This is a genomic window from Bradyrhizobium sp. (assembly GCF_016462955.1).
In the GTDB taxonomy this organism is placed as follows: domain Bacteria; phylum Pseudomonadota; class Alphaproteobacteria; order Rhizobiales; family Xanthobacteraceae; genus Bradyrhizobium.
This window is the reverse complement of record NZ_JAEMSD010000096.1, coordinates 1-12,441: the sequence shown is the minus strand read 5'-3', so window position 1 is coordinate 12,441 and position 12,441 is coordinate 1. Positions and strand designations below refer to the sequence as shown.

Genomic DNA, 12,441 nt, shown 5'->3' with positions numbered 1-12,441 from the left:
GTATTGCGTGGTCAAGGAGCTGCGCGAGATGTGCATCTTCTCGCAGCACAACGTCATCAAGGACGCGCCGTTCTCCAACCTCGATCTCGTCTCCTGCCGCAACCTGCTCATCTATCTCAATACGGAACTGCAAAACCGGGTGATCGCGCTGTTCCATTTTGCGCTTCTGCCGGAGCGCTATCTCTTTCTCGGCAATTCCGAGAACGTGACCCGGCATCCGAAACTGTTCGCGCCGATCGACCGCCGCGCCCGCATCTTCAAGAAACTGGAGACTGGCACGGGGCTGCCGCCGGAATTCCCGATCACGACGGCGGCGGGCAGGGCCGCCGTCGAGGTGCCGCCGGTTCGCTCGTTCGGGCCAGACGTCGGACTTGAGCGCCGCGCCCATCGCATCGCCGAGCGCTACGCACCGGCCTATGTTATCACCGACGACAATTTCCGGGTGTTGCATTTCTCCGGTCGCACCGGCCGCTACATCGAGCCGACGGCGGGCGCCGCCACGCTCGACCTGCTCCAGCTCGTGCACCGCGATCTGCGCCTGGAGCTGCGCACGGCGCTCAGTCGAGCGGCCCAGACCAGCGCGCCGGCCCAGGCCGAGCAGGTGCAGCTCGGAGTGAATGGTCACCACGTCTTTGTCGACATCACCGTCGAGCCGATCCAGGAGGGCGCCGGCGGCTCCCGCAATTTCGTCGTTCTGTTCGAGGAGGGGCCTGCGCGGGCCGTCGAAGCCGACCAGGGCAATCCCGATGCGCTGGTGCGCACGGAGCATGTCGAACGCCTCGAGAGCGAGCTGCGCGCGACGCGCGAACGCCTCCAGGCGACGATCGAGGAGCTCGAGAGCACCAATGAGGAGCTGAAATCCTCCAACGAGGAATACCAGTCGCTGAACGAGGAACTGCAATCGGCCAACGAAGAGCTCGAGACCTCGCGCGAGGAGTTGCAATCGGTCAACGAGGAGCTGACCACCGTCAACGGCGAGCTGGCGCACCGAGTCCAGGAATTGACGCGCGCCACCAGCGATCTCAAGAACTTCCTCGAGAGCACGCAGATCGCCACCGTGTTCCTCGACAACGATCTGCGCGTGATGAACTTCACGCCCGCGATCACGCAGATCCTGCATCTCGTCGAGACGGATGTCGGGCGGCCCATTGCCCATATCAAGGCGCGCATCCCGATCGAGGAGCTCTATGACGACATCCGCCGCGTGCTGCGCACGCTCGCCAGCGTCGAGCGCGAACTGAGCGCGCCGGACAGCGGCAGGCGCTACATCGTCCGGATACTGCCCTATCGCAGCATCGACAATTTCATCGCGGGCGTCGTCGTCACCTTCGTCGACGTCACCGCGATCACCCGCGCCGAGGAGCGGCAGCGCCTGCTGCTGGCCGAGCTGCAGCACCGCGTCCGCAACACGCTCGGGGTGGTGCGCTCGATCGCCCGGCGCTCGGCCGAGTCCAGTGCGACCGTCGAGGAATACGCCTCCCATCTCGATGGCCGGCTCAACGCTTTCGCCCGTACCCAGGCGCTGGTCACGCGCGAACCCGAGGGAGGCGTCGACCTCGAATATCTCGTGGTCGAGGAGCTGCTCGCCTACAATGCCCGCGAAGGCGAGCAGATGCGCGTCTCCGGCCCGAAGGTGCGCTTCCAGGCCAAGGCCGCCGAGACGTTCGGGCTCGCCATCCACGAGCTTGCGACCAATGCGCTGAAATACGGCGCCCTGAGCCGGCCGAGCGGACGTATCGAAATCAACTGGCGCCTCGACGAGAGCAGGGAGCCCCGCGAGTTCGTGTTCGAATGGCGGGAGCGCGGCGGCCCGCCGCTCACGCCGCCGGCACGAAAAGGCTTCGGTACCGAGCTTCTGGAACGAACCCTGGCATTCGAGTTCAAGGGGCGGACCACACTTGCATTCAACACTACGGGGCTGCAGTGCATGATCACCATTCCCATTAGCAAGCGGACCTTCCATACACCGGTGGTGGCTGGCTGATGCCGTTGTCGACCCTCGATCGCAGCGTGCTGGAGCCGGCCATTCGCCGGCTGAACACGCTGCGGCCGTTGTCGGCGGAAGCGCGCGCATCACTCCAATCCGCGCTGCTCGAGGGATTGCAGCGCGCCGGAGCAGGCGAGGATCTGATCAACGAGGGCGATCCCGTCGACAGCGTCCGTGTCGTGCTGTCGGGCTGGCTCTGCCGCTACAAGACGCTGGAGGACGGCCGGCGCCAGATCGTCAACTTCATCTTCCCAGGCGAAAGCTGTGACGCGCACGCGTTCCTGCTACCGACGCTGGATCATTCCATCGCGACGCTGACTCCGGCAGTCTATTCCGACATCAAGCGACCGCGTTTCGAGCGACTGATGGCGGGCGACCCTACGCTAGCGGAAGCATTCCAGTGCGAGACACTCGTCAGCACGGCGATCCAGCGCGAATGGGCCGTCAATCTCGGCCGGCGCGTCGCCGTGGAGCGCGTGGCTCATCTGTTCTGCGAGATCTTCGAGCGGCTTCGCCCCGTCGGTATGGTCGACCGCAGTTCCTGCATCATGCCCGTGACGCAGATGGATCTCGCCGACGCCACCGGCCTGTCCGTGGTCCATCTCAATCGGACGCTCCAGGAGTTGCGCGCGGCAAGCCTGATCGTCCTGCGCGATCGGACCTTGACCATTCCCGATCTCGATGCGCTCAAGGTCGCGGCGCTGTATTCGCCGAGCTATCTTCAACTCTATCGGCGTGGCTGAACGGCCGCGCCCTAAAGGCGCATCGCGACACCGAGGAACGCTAGCTCGGTCTTCGCGAAAGCACGCAACCGTTCCCGCTCTGGAACGTTATCGTCCAGCCGACTTGTACATGGCAGAACGCAGCGGCGCGCTCGGCTCATGCACTAGGGAGAACGCCTGATGACGACGCGACATCGATTCAAGCACGTGGAGACCCTAGAGACCCGCTTGGCAGCGGAAGCGGAGCGGCTGCGCGAGCAGGCGAACTTGTTGCCGCCCGGCGCAGCCCGCGACGAGATGTTACGGAAGGCGCGACAGGCGGAAACGGGATCCCAGATGAGCGAGTGGCTGCGCTCGCCGGGGCTGCAGCCGCCGAATTAGGCTCCAGCCGTCCCCGGCGCGATCGTCAGCGCTTTTTCGCAGCCTTGCTTTGCCTGTTGTATGGCGAGCGGTTGACGGGCCGCAGCGAAATGCCTTCGCGCTGCGCCTTGCTGCGGATGGCCGCGACCGGGCGCTGAAGCTTGATGCTCATCACGCCGGTCGGAGTGTTACCCTTCGCGAGCTGCTTCAGCTTGCTCACATCCGCCGGCGTCCAGGGCTGGCGTGCGCGGCGCTTGTATGCGGGATTTGCCTTGCGAGGTCCCTTGCGGCCGATCGGCGAGCCCGGCCGTTTCCATGCTGCTTTTGCCATGATGTTCCTCCTTCAGATCGTTCTTGAACATACGAATCAGCATTTCGGTTCCGCCGTACACCGGGGTGCGTGATCATCCAGCGCGCAACGCAAAATCGCGCGGCGTTAACTTATGGAAATGCCGGAACCGGAAGTTGCGGCGGAAGCTACAAACGCTGCCGGCTGGGCCGGCCGACCGGCAGGAGCCTCGAGGCCCCGGCGCCTTGATCCCCGCCGGGGCCGCTTTCCCCACTGCGAAATCCTAGAGTAAAAATCGAGATGACCGCCAAACGTAACCGCAGGAAACAGACTCAATCGCTCCAGGAGCGCCTGGACGCGTTCGCCGAAAACGCTCGCGAGCGCGCGCACGATCTGCCGCCCGGCAGGGAGCGCGAGATGCTGCTGCGTCGGGCCAAGCAGAACGAAGTGGCGTCGAACCTGACGGACTGGCTGAGCGCGCCCGTCACTCCAAGGCGAGGGCCAACCTAGTGGGAAGCTTCAAGCACTACCGTGCGTTCCAGGTCGATCCGGACGGGCACGTGTTCGGATGCATCAATCTCGTTTGCGACGACGACGAGCAGGCCAAGCGGGAAGCCGCCGCGCTCGTGCTGGTCCACCGCATCGAGCTGTGGCGGCTCGACCAGAGGATCGCGAAGTTCGACGCGCCGCAGGAGCTTGCGCGCCAGTAGAGGAACCGCGCGCTGGGGCGCCGGATTGGTCGGAAGACACCGACTTTGCCAGGAGCCAGCATGACGGATGCCGACGTTCGAAAGGGGATGCCGCCCGTCAGGCTGTCGCGCGAGGAGTTCGAGCGACGCTACAAGCGTCAGTTCGTCGATCCCGCCTTTTCTCAGCTCGCGGGTGAGCTCGATGCCATCACCGCGACGGCCTGGGACGCCTACAGCCATTCGCGCAAGGCACCATTGACGCGGAAGGCCGGCGTAGGCTTCTCCGATCCCGGCTACGATCTTGCCGTCGACTGGCTCGATGCGCGCGCTGGGATCCTGGACGCGCAGCGCCGCCACGACAATGCCGACGAGACACCGCGCATCCTCGTCATCAATGGCTCGGCCCGCAGCGAGCACACCTGTCCCGGCGAGATGTCCAAGACCTGGCGGCTGGTCAAGCTGGCCGAGCCGGTCTTCATCGAGATGGGATTTGCCGTCGACATCCTCGATCTGTCGCGCCTCGCTTCGGAGTTCGGCAAGACCATTCATCCCTGTAAGTCCTGCGTCAGCACCGCCATGCCGCTGTGTCACTGGCCGTGCAGCTGCTATCCGAACCACTCGCTGGGCCAGACCCACGACTGGATGAACGAGATCTATTCGCTCTGGGTTGCGGCCCACGGCATTCTGATCGTGACACCCGTGAACTGGTATCACGTGCCCGCCGGACTCAAGGCGATGATCGACCGCATGGTCTGCGCCGACGGCGGCAATCCCGATCCGACCTCGACCCACGGCAAGAACGCCGCCGAAGCCAAGGCCATCGAGCTGAAGGGCTGGCCGTATCCGCGCCATCTCGCCGGCCGCCATTTCGGCGTCGTCGTTCACGGCGACGCGGTCGGCGCCGAGGGCGTGCGCCGGGCCTTGTCCGACTGGCTGACCGACATGCAGCTGATCTCGGCCGGACGCTTCGCCGAGCTCGACGGTTATGTCGGCTATATGGAGCCGTACGCCACATCGCATCGCGCGCTCGACGATGACGATGAGTTTCAGCAGGAGGTGCAGAATGCAGCACGCGCGCTCGGCAACGCGGTCCGGCTCGCGCGGAGCGGGCGCCTCGAGGAGCCCGGCGCCGGCCTTGCGGATCCGAACCCCAAATGACCGGCGCGGCGCTCGACTGCCTGATCGTCGGCGGCGGCCCGGCCGGGCTGATGGCTGCGATCTATCTGGCGCGCTTTCGCCGTGGCGTTTGCGTGGTGGACGCCGGCGCGAGCCGGGCAGCGCTGATCCCGCGCAGTCATAACGTCCCCGGCTTCGTCCACGGCCTGTCCGGCACGGAGCTGATCGAACGGATGTCGGCCCAGCTGAATGAGCTCGCCGTCGGGCGGGTCGCGGCGGAGGTCACGGCATTGCGGCGGCACGAACACGGCTTTGAAGCGATCTGGAACGGTCGCACGCATCATGTCGCCAGCGTCGTGCTCGCCTGCGGCATCGTCGATACGCATCCGCCATTTGCGGAGTGGCGCGCGGCGGTCGCGGACGGCCTCTTGCGCTACTGCCCGGTCTGCGACGCCTTCGAGGCAGCGGGCCGCCGCATCGGCGTCGTCGGGCCGCTTGATCGTGCGGCCAGCAAGGCGCTCTTCCTGCGTGGTTATTCCAGCGACGTGACGCTGCTCGCGACCGGCGCCGACGACGCCAAGGTCGCGACATCGGAGTTGTCCGAGGCGGGTGTCGGAATCGTGTTCGCGCCCGAGCTGCGCCTGGCACGGCGGGACGGCGGCGTCGAAGCGGATTTCGCCGACGGACGGACCGCGCAATTCGACATCGTCTATCCCGCGATGGGCGCCGAGGTCCGCTCCCGGCTCGCGACAGCGCTGGGCGCCGACCACACCGCAGACGGTCATTTGAAGGTCGACGGTCATCAGCGCACGTCGGTCGACGGGCTCTACGGCATCGGCGACGTCGTCACCGACCTGCACCAGATCTCGGTCGCGTTCGGCCATGCCGCAATTGCCGCCTGCACGATCCACAACAGTCTGCCGCGGCGGCTGGCCTGAGGGGAACGAAGCGCGCGCCTTGGTCTTGACTGGACGGACGCGCGAAGGAAAAGCCCATGCTGGAAGAGAAGCTCAAGGAAGCCATCATCGACGAGTTGAAGCGTCAGGCTGCCGACCGGCCGCAATCGCTGCAGGTCCACGGCGCTGCAAACGCGAAGGGCTCGGAGGAGCTGACCGTCAACGGCAAGATCGACCTCGGCGCGTTGGCCATGGTGATCGCAGGATCGGTCGCAGGCGGCCCTTAGCCATACTCCTCGCCGATGCCGTATTCCCGGTAGATCTGCAGCGGATCGAGTTCCGGAAACAGGCGGCACTTGGCTTGGGCAAGGTGCAGGCTCACCGCTGCCGGCTCCTTGCCGTCCGCGAGCAGCTTGCGCAGGTCGTCCATATGCGCGTTCGGCTGGTGCTTCGGTTCGAGCTGCTGCAGCGCCACCAGGGCGGTCGCGAGCGCTTCGGTCAGAACCCAGTCGTCGTGGCCCGTGATTCCCTTCTTCGGCATCGGCAGAACCCCACATCTGGCGGTCGCAGCATACCGCGACTTACGCCAATTCGCCATTGAGCCGTTGCGGGCAGGCGGCGCGGGCAGGCCGATGGCCGTGCTGCAGCTTGCCTTGTCGCCGTGTCCGGCTAAAAGGCGGCAAGTTGCGGGGCGATCGTATCATTGTCGAAACGAACTTGTCGTAGACGGCCGCTACCGCATCCAGGCTGGCCGTTCCGGTCTGGGTCCCCGGTCCCCGGATCACGCGACACCACAGCGTTGCGTCCCCTCAAGGTTCGAGCCAGCATGGTTTTCCTCAGCTTCGTCTACCGCTTCCTCACCAATTTCGCCTTCATGGCGGTGGTCTATTTCAGCCTGAACTTCATGGAGAAATATCCGAACCGGGCGATCCTTGCGATCCTCGTGCTGATCTACTCCGCCATGCGCGCAGCCTCGACGCTGCGTGCGTTCTACTTCTTCCAGAAGATCGAGAAGCTGGAGGCCGAGGCCAGGCGTCTTCAGGCTCCGATCAACGACGGTTCGGGCGGAACTTCGGTGCGCAAGCAGGTCGTTACCGACGTTGCGCGGCTGCGGCGCGACGGCGAGCTCAAGTCCTATATGGACCTGTTCTTCCTGGCGCTGATCGTGCTGCTCTGCGTCGCCGCCATCATGCGGCAGTAAGGGCTCAAGCGCGCTTCTTCAGGCTGGCGACGCGGGTCGGGCGGGGCACGGCGGTCTTCGAGGCTGCAGCCCTCGCCGCAGCATTTTTGGGCGCGATGTCGAGGGGCTGCGCGCCATCATTGGCTGCCGCCGGCGCCGCATGCGCCGTGCGCGGCCCTTGCAGCTTGGCCGGCTTGCCTTTGGCAGTCTTGCCCTGAGCTGCCTTGGTCTTGGCCGCTCGGGGCGTTTGGGCGGCCATGGCGAGCCGCGTCGCGGCACGCCGCGACAAGGTCGTCGACAGCAGCACCTCCACCGAGCCCTCGGGAATCGCGAAGAGTTCGCGGCCGGGAACGGGCAGGCTGGCGGCGACACTGGCCTGCGCCATGGTCCTGCGCGGCAGCAGCGGCTGATGCTCGATCTGCGCGTTGAGGTCGGCGAGCGCAGGTGCCGGCAGCATCCTGGTCTGCGTGAACACGAATTGCGGCACGCGCGGCCAGCGTGCGATCGGCGTCGTCTCGGTCGGCGGATGCAGCAGCCATTCGACCGCGGTGGTCGGCGTCGCCGGCCGCTCGGCGGTTGCGGGCACCACATGCACGATGCGATAGCCCTTCGCCTTGAGGTCGCGGATGATCTTGGGTAGCGCCGCCACGGTGCGGGCCTGGATGTCGTGCAGCAGCAGAATGCCCTTGCCCTTGGCCTCCAGCCGCTGGATCGCGAGCTGGTACACCCGGTCGGATGAGACGTGGCGCCAGTCGTCGGCCGGGAAGTCGGCGCTCCAGACCTGGATGCCGCGCGAGATCAGATGGTTCTCGACGCCCTCGGCGCGCATCAGGCCGGGAATGCGGAAGAACGGAGCGAGCTGGGACGGATCGGTCATCGCGGCCGCGGTCCACGCGATGCCGCCGTTGATCTCGGCCTCGGCCTTTTCGATCGGCATCCGGTCGAAGGTCAGCGGATGGTCCATGCTGTGCGTGCCGACGGTGTGACCTGCCGCGACCAGCTTGCGCACGCCGTCCGGATTGGCCTTGGCCTGGTTGCCGACGATGAAGAAGGTCGCCTTGATGCACTCGTCGGCGAGGATCTTCAGCACCTGGTTGGAATATTTCGGGATCGGACCGTCGTCGAAGGTCAGGACGACCTCGCGGTCTTTCAGCGGCAGCGTCTCGCGATACTGCATGGTACCGATCAGCGGATGCTCGCGCGGATCGACCACGAGGGTGCGGGACGTTCCGAGGGCTTCGGGATTGCCGGGACAGTCGGCCGCGCGAGCGGCCGGCGAAGCGGTGGCCAGAATTCCCAGGCAAAGGACGATCCACGATCGCGTCCGCAGAACAACGCTACTTCCGATCATGAACCTCGTCTGCCCCCATGCAATCGGTGCCTAGATAGGTCGGAGATGCCCCATAACGGTTCAGCCGCAGCCGCCTTATCTTTGCACGGGGTAGCATGAACAGAGTGTTAATTGCCCCCAAATCACCCCATTTTGCGCCGGCGTGACATTCCGGCATCAGCGCGTATCGGCGCTCTTCTGCGGCGTGCCCGCGGGCACGATGTGAACCACCCGATAGCCGTTCTCCCTCAGATACCGCAGAAACGCCGGCATCATTGCGGCTGTGCGCGCCTTGTTGTCGTGGAAGAGGATGATGCCCTTGCCGCTCGCGGCGAGGCGCTCGGTGACGAGCTTCAATTGCTGCTCCGGTGTGATCTCCTCCCAGTCGCTGGCCCAAAGATCGGCCCCGAACACGATGATGCCGCGCGATTGGAGCAGGTCGAGCTGCGCTTGTGTCGACTCGAAATAGGGAAAGCGGAAGAACGGCGTTGACGGTGTCGTCGTCGAGATTCCGTGCAGCGCCATTTCGTCTGCGGCGATGCCACGGTCGATGTCGGCGATGGCCTTCTCGAACGGAATACGCCCCATGAACGGATGCGAGAAGGAGTGATGGCCCACGGTGTGGCCCTCGCGGGCGATGCGCTTGACCATGTCGGGGTGCTCGGAGGCGTGCTGGCCGATCAGGAAGAAGGTCGCGCGCACGCATTCCTGCGCCAGCGCGGCCAGCACCTTCGATGTCGTCGGCGGGTTGGGCCCGTCGTCGAAGGTCAGCACCACCTCGCGGTCGGCCAGCGGCAGCGTCTGCGGAAAGCTCTTCAGGCCGACCCGCGGCGTGGTCTTGGCGTCGACGCTGAGGACGCGCGAGGTGCCGAGCGCGTCCTTGCGCGGGCACTCGGCGGCCTCCGTCTCGGCGGCGCCGATGATGGTCGCCGCGGTGCCGATGAGTGTCGCGGCGAGCACGCCCGCCATGGTCGAGGTCCACCTCAGTCGCAGCATCTTTGTCATTGCGCTCGGCTTCGCCTTGTGGGTATTGCCTGAACCCTCAGCTCATACCACCCGTTTCAACCTGTCAAACGGCGAGGCGCGCCATGGATGAACAGATGGACGTTGCCCCGACCGCTGCGGATTCGGTACTCGACCACGTGCCGATGCGCAATGAAGACGGCGATATCAGGCACGAATTCGTCGAGGAAATCGCCCGTGCGATCGAGGCCGGTGACAGCGCGGCGCTCCGGGCCTGTGTCGCGGAACTGCACGAGGCCGATCTCGGCGATCTGATCGGGGCCCTGGAGCCCGACCAGCGCGTCCGCCTGGTCGAGCTCACCGGCCGAGACTTCGACTTCTCGGCGTTGAACGAGGTCGACGAGACCATCCGCGAGGAGATCCTCGAGGAGCTGCCGCCGGAGACGGTCGCCGAGGGCGTCCGCGAGCTCGAATCCGACGATGCGGTCGAGCTGCTGGAGACCCTCGACGCGGAGGAGCAGGGAGAGATCCTCGAGAAGCTGCCGCTCAAGGAGCGCGTGGCGCTCGAGCGCAGCCTGCTTTATCCGGAGAATTCCGCCGGCCGCCGCATGCAGACCGAGTTCATTGCCGTGCCCCAGGATTTCACCGTCGGCCAGGCGATCGACTACATGCGCGAGACGCCGGATCTGCCTGATCGCTTCTACGAGATCTACGTCGTCGACAAGGAGCAGCACTGGCAGGGCGCGGTGCCGCTCGACGTGCTCCTGCGCACGCGCCGGCCGGTGGCGCTGACCGAGCTCACCGACGAGGACCGCCGCCGCGTCTCCGGCCTGGAGGACCAGGAGGAGGTTGCGCGGATGTTCGGCAAGTACAATCTCGTCGCCGCACCCGTGCTCGATACCCAGGACCGCCTCGTCGGCGTCATCACCGTCGACGACGTCGTCGATGTCATCGAGGAGGAGGCGGACGAGGACCTCAAGGCGCTCGGCGGCGTCACCAGCGACGAAGAGCTGTCCGACACCTTCCTGACGATTGCGCGCGCCCGTTTCAACTGGCTGCTGGTGAACCTCGCCACCGCGTTTCTGGCGTCCTCGGTGCTCGGCCTGTTCGAGGGCCAGCTTGAGAAGATGGTCGCGCTCGCGGTGCTGGCACCGATCGTGGCGAGCCAGGGCGGCAACGCCGCGACCCAGACCATGACGGTCGCGGTGCGGGCGCTCGCGACCCGCGAGCTCGGCCCTTCCAACGCCTGGCGCGTCGTGATGCGCGAGGCTCTGGTCGGCCTCGTCAACGGGCTCGCCTTTGCCGTGATCACGGGCATTGCCGCGGTGGCCTGGTTCAAGATCCCGGGCCTTGGCATCGTCATCGGGCTTGCAATGGTCTGCAACCTGATCGCCGGTGCGCTCGGCGGCATCCTGATCCCGATGGCGCTGGATCGCGTGCGGGCTGACCCTGCGGTGGCCTCGGGCACGTTCGTCACGACGGTGACCGACGTCGTTGGCTTCTTCTCCTTCCTCGGCATCGCGACGCTCTGGTTCGGGTTGAGGTAGGCGGCCCTCTTGTGTCCCGGGCGCGCTGCAACGCTCTTCGCGTTGCTGCGCAGAACCGGGACCCGGAAGGCGGCACGGCACCATGCTGCGGCATGGGCCCCGGCTCAGCAGCGCACCACGCCGCAAGGGTGGCGCCTTGCGCTGCGTCCGAGGCACGAGAGTGCCATCTTTAATTCCACCTTAAGCGACCTGCCGCATCATCATGCCCGCTTGGGGGAATGGGCATGCGGTTGCGGCTGAAGGCGGACGGACGGATCGTCGAATTGCGGGATGGGCAGGAGTTTCCGGTCCAGCCGTCGGTGAACGCCGCGCCGGCCGATGCTGATTCCGGTCCGCTCGCGGTGCGCGATCTGCGCCGACGCGCCTGCCTGACCCAGATGGAGTTCGCCGCCAAGCTCGGCGTCCCCGTCGAGACCATCCGCAACTGGGAGCAGGGCAAGCGCGCCCCTCGTGGTCCGGCCCGCGCGCTGCTCGCCGTGATCGCGCATGCCCCTGATACGGTGTTCCAGGCGCTCGCCAAGGCCTGACGCACACCTCCCGTTAGTCTTGCATCGAAGATCCCGGTCCGGATGCTGCGGCTTCGTTGGCAGCAGCGACGGCCGGGTCCATAATGGCGGTCGGGGCTGCCGCAACAGAGAGGATTCCTCATGCTGTTCGTCGAGGCCAATGGCGCAAGGATCCCGGCGATCGGGCTCGGGACCTGGGAGCTGAGCGGAAGACCGGCCGCCCGGTTGGTGCAGCAGGCGCTGCGGCTCGGCTATCGCCACATCGACACCGCGCAGGCCTACGACAATGAGCGCGAGGTCGGCGACGGCCTGCGCGCCTCGGGCGTCCGTCGCGACGACGTCTTCCTCACGACGAAGGTCTGGACCAATCATTTCGCGCCCCATGATCTCGAGCGCTCGGTCAAGGAGAGCCTTGCACGCTTGCGGCTTCCCTCCGTCGATCTGCTGCTGCTGCACTGGCCCAACCCTCACGTGCCGCTGGCGGAGACGCTCGGAGCGCTGTCGCATGCAAAGCAATTGGGGCTGACCCGCCACATCGGCGTCTCTAATTTCACGGTGGCGCTGATCGAGCAGGCGGCCGCCTTGTCGCCGGAGCCGCTGGTCTGCAACCAGGTCGAGTATCACCCTTATCTGGACCAGGCGAAGGTGCGGGCGGCCTGCGGCGAGCATGGCCTCGCGCTGGTCGCCTATAGCCCGATCGCCAAGGGCCGCATCAAGTCCGACCAGACGCTGGCCGAGATCGGGCGCATCCACCGCAAGACGCCGGCGCAGGTCTGCCTGCGCTGGCTGGTGCAACAGAATGTCGCCGCGATCCCCCGCACCTCGCGCGTCGAGCGCCTCTCGGAAAACATCGAGA

16 protein-coding genes are annotated in these 12,441 nt (G+C 66.1%); 12 read left to right on the top strand and 4 right to left on the bottom strand.

Annotation, left to right across the window (positions count from 1 at the left end; translation table 11 throughout):
- The 3 genes from JHD07_RS12960 to JHD07_RS12950 all read left to right on the top strand — a co-directional run.
- The coding region (locus JHD07_RS12960; protein WP_291622632.1) for a PAS domain-containing protein at positions 1 to 1,984 on the top strand (1,984 nt) is incomplete at its 5' end.
- The gene (locus tag JHD07_RS12955; protein ID WP_291622630.1) at positions 1,984 to 2,730 is read left to right on the top strand and encodes a Crp/Fnr family transcriptional regulator; all 747 of its coding nucleotides are present in this window, start codon (positions 1,984 to 1,986) and stop codon (positions 2,728 to 2,730) included. The genes JHD07_RS12960 and JHD07_RS12955, both read left to right, overlap by 1 nt.
- Positions 2,731 to 2,889: 159 nt before the next feature.
- Positions 2,890 to 3,090: a hypothetical protein gene (locus tag JHD07_RS12950; RefSeq protein WP_291622628.1), complete on the top strand. Its 201-nt coding sequence runs from the start codon at positions 2,890 to 2,892 to the stop codon at positions 3,088 to 3,090.
- Between the two features lie 25 nt (positions 3,091 to 3,115).
- Here JHD07_RS12950 and JHD07_RS12945 read toward each other — a convergent pair whose 3' ends face one another.
- The gene (locus tag JHD07_RS12945; protein WP_291622626.1) at positions 3,116 to 3,400 is read right to left on the bottom strand and encodes a hypothetical protein; all 285 of its coding nucleotides are present in this window, start codon (positions 3,398 to 3,400) and stop codon (positions 3,116 to 3,118) included.
- A 258-nt stretch (positions 3,401 to 3,658) separates the two neighbouring features.
- On the opposite strand from JHD07_RS12945, the gene JHD07_RS12940 reads away from it, so the two are divergent.
- Genes JHD07_RS12940 through JHD07_RS12920 form a run of 5 tightly spaced genes read left to right on the top strand, consistent with a single transcriptional unit; the run spans position 3,659 to position 6,346 of the window.
- The gene (locus JHD07_RS12940; RefSeq protein ID WP_291622623.1) at positions 3,659 to 3,868 is read left to right on the top strand and encodes a hypothetical protein; all 210 of its coding nucleotides are present in this window, start codon (positions 3,659 to 3,661) and stop codon (positions 3,866 to 3,868) included.
- The gene (locus JHD07_RS12935; RefSeq protein WP_291622621.1) at positions 3,868 to 4,068 is read left to right on the top strand and encodes a hypothetical protein; all 201 of its coding nucleotides are present in this window, start codon (positions 3,868 to 3,870) and stop codon (positions 4,066 to 4,068) included. The genes JHD07_RS12940 and JHD07_RS12935 overlap by 1 nt, the downstream gene beginning before the upstream one ends.
- A gap of 60 nt (positions 4,069 to 4,128) precedes the next feature.
- Complete coding sequence (locus JHD07_RS12930; protein ID WP_291622620.1) at positions 4,129 to 5,205, top strand: flavodoxin family protein; 1,077 nt, start codon at positions 4,129 to 4,131, stop codon at positions 5,203 to 5,205.
- Complete coding sequence (locus JHD07_RS12925; protein WP_291622617.1) at positions 5,202 to 6,101, top strand: NAD(P)/FAD-dependent oxidoreductase; 900 nt, start codon at positions 5,202 to 5,204, stop codon at positions 6,099 to 6,101. The genes JHD07_RS12930 and JHD07_RS12925 overlap by 4 nt, the downstream gene beginning before the upstream one ends.
- Before the next feature lie 56 nt (positions 6,102 to 6,157).
- Positions 6,158 to 6,346, top strand: a complete 189-nt coding sequence (locus JHD07_RS12920) for a hypothetical protein (protein WP_291622615.1) — start codon at positions 6,158 to 6,160, stop codon at positions 6,344 to 6,346.
- Here the strand turns inward: JHD07_RS12920 and JHD07_RS12915 are convergent.
- A complete protein-coding gene (locus JHD07_RS12915; protein ID WP_291622614.1) occupies positions 6,343 to 6,600 on the bottom strand; it encodes a hypothetical protein in 258 nt (85 codons plus the stop codon). The genes JHD07_RS12920 and JHD07_RS12915 overlap by 4 nt on opposite strands.
- Positions 6,601 to 6,885: 285 nt before the next feature.
- Between JHD07_RS12915 and JHD07_RS12910 the strand changes: the two genes are divergently transcribed.
- Entirely contained in the window at positions 6,886 to 7,260 is a 375-nt protein-coding gene (locus JHD07_RS12910; protein ID WP_291622612.1) for a hypothetical protein, read from the top strand.
- 4 nt (positions 7,261 to 7,264) lie between these two features.
- Here the strand turns inward: JHD07_RS12910 and JHD07_RS12905 are convergent, their stop codons facing one another.
- Positions 7,265 to 8,590, bottom strand: a complete 1,326-nt coding sequence (locus JHD07_RS12905; RefSeq protein WP_291622610.1) for a polysaccharide deacetylase family protein — start codon at positions 8,588 to 8,590, stop codon at positions 7,265 to 7,267.
- A gap of 156 nt (positions 8,591 to 8,746) precedes the next feature.
- Positions 8,747 to 9,574 carry a polysaccharide deacetylase family protein gene (locus JHD07_RS12900; protein WP_291622608.1) on the bottom strand — a complete coding sequence of 276 codons (828 nt, stop codon included), beginning with the start codon at positions 9,572 to 9,574 and terminating at the stop codon, positions 8,747 to 8,749.
- Positions 9,575 to 9,657: 83 nt separating this feature from the next.
- Here JHD07_RS12900 and mgtE point away from each other — a divergent pair, with 83 nt between their 5' ends.
- The 3 genes from mgtE to JHD07_RS12885 all read left to right on the top strand — a co-directional run.
- On the top strand, positions 9,658 to 11,079 hold the full coding sequence (gene mgtE, locus JHD07_RS12895) for a magnesium transporter (protein ID WP_291622606.1): 1,422 nt from the start codon (positions 9,658 to 9,660) through the stop codon (positions 11,077 to 11,079).
- Positions 11,080 to 11,297: 218 nt separating this feature from the next.
- Positions 11,298 to 11,606, top strand: coding sequence for a helix-turn-helix domain-containing protein (locus tag JHD07_RS12890; RefSeq protein WP_291622604.1), 309 nt, complete (start codon positions 11,298 to 11,300; stop codon positions 11,604 to 11,606).
- A 120-nt stretch (positions 11,607 to 11,726) separates the two neighbouring features.
- On the top strand, positions 11,727 to 12,441 hold a 715-nt coding region (locus JHD07_RS12885; protein WP_291622602.1), incomplete at its 3' end, for an aldo/keto reductase.

Excerpts from the sequence above, each read along its gene's own strand:
- JHD07_RS12910 (WP_291622612.1), top strand. The coding sequence starts at position 6,886 with ATGGTTTTCCTCAGCTTCGTCTACCGCTTCCTCACCAATTTCGCCTTC.
- JHD07_RS12930 (WP_291622620.1), top strand. The coding sequence starts at position 4,129 with ATGACGGATGCCGACGTTCGAAAGGGGATGCCGCCCGTCAGGCTGTCG.
- JHD07_RS12940 (WP_291622623.1), top strand. The coding sequence starts at position 3,659 with ATGACCGCCAAACGTAACCGCAGGAAACAGACTCAATCGCTCCAGGAG.
- JHD07_RS12945 (WP_291622626.1), bottom strand. The coding sequence starts at position 3,400 with ATGGCAAAAGCAGCATGGAAACGGCCGGGCTCGCCGATCGGCCGCAAG.
- JHD07_RS12890 (WP_291622604.1), top strand. The coding sequence starts at position 11,298 with ATGGGCATGCGGTTGCGGCTGAAGGCGGACGGACGGATCGTCGAATTG.
- JHD07_RS12900 (WP_291622608.1), bottom strand. The coding sequence starts at position 9,574 with ATGACAAAGATGCTGCGACTGAGGTGGACCTCGACCATGGCGGGCGTG.
- JHD07_RS12950 (WP_291622628.1), top strand. The coding sequence starts at position 2,890 with ATGACGACGCGACATCGATTCAAGCACGTGGAGACCCTAGAGACCCGC.
- JHD07_RS12955 (WP_291622630.1), top strand. The coding sequence starts at position 1,984 with ATGCCGTTGTCGACCCTCGATCGCAGCGTGCTGGAGCCGGCCATTCGC.
- JHD07_RS12915 (WP_291622614.1), bottom strand. The coding sequence starts at position 6,600 with ATGCCGAAGAAGGGAATCACGGGCCACGACGACTGGGTTCTGACCGAA.
- JHD07_RS12920 (WP_291622615.1), top strand. The coding sequence starts at position 6,158 with ATGCTGGAAGAGAAGCTCAAGGAAGCCATCATCGACGAGTTGAAGCGT.
- mgtE (WP_291622606.1), top strand. The coding sequence starts at position 9,658 with ATGGATGAACAGATGGACGTTGCCCCGACCGCTGCGGATTCGGTACTC.
- JHD07_RS12905 (WP_291622610.1), bottom strand. The coding sequence starts at position 8,590 with ATGATCGGAAGTAGCGTTGTTCTGCGGACGCGATCGTGGATCGTCCTT.
- JHD07_RS12925 (WP_291622617.1), top strand. The coding sequence starts at position 5,202 with ATGACCGGCGCGGCGCTCGACTGCCTGATCGTCGGCGGCGGCCCGGCC.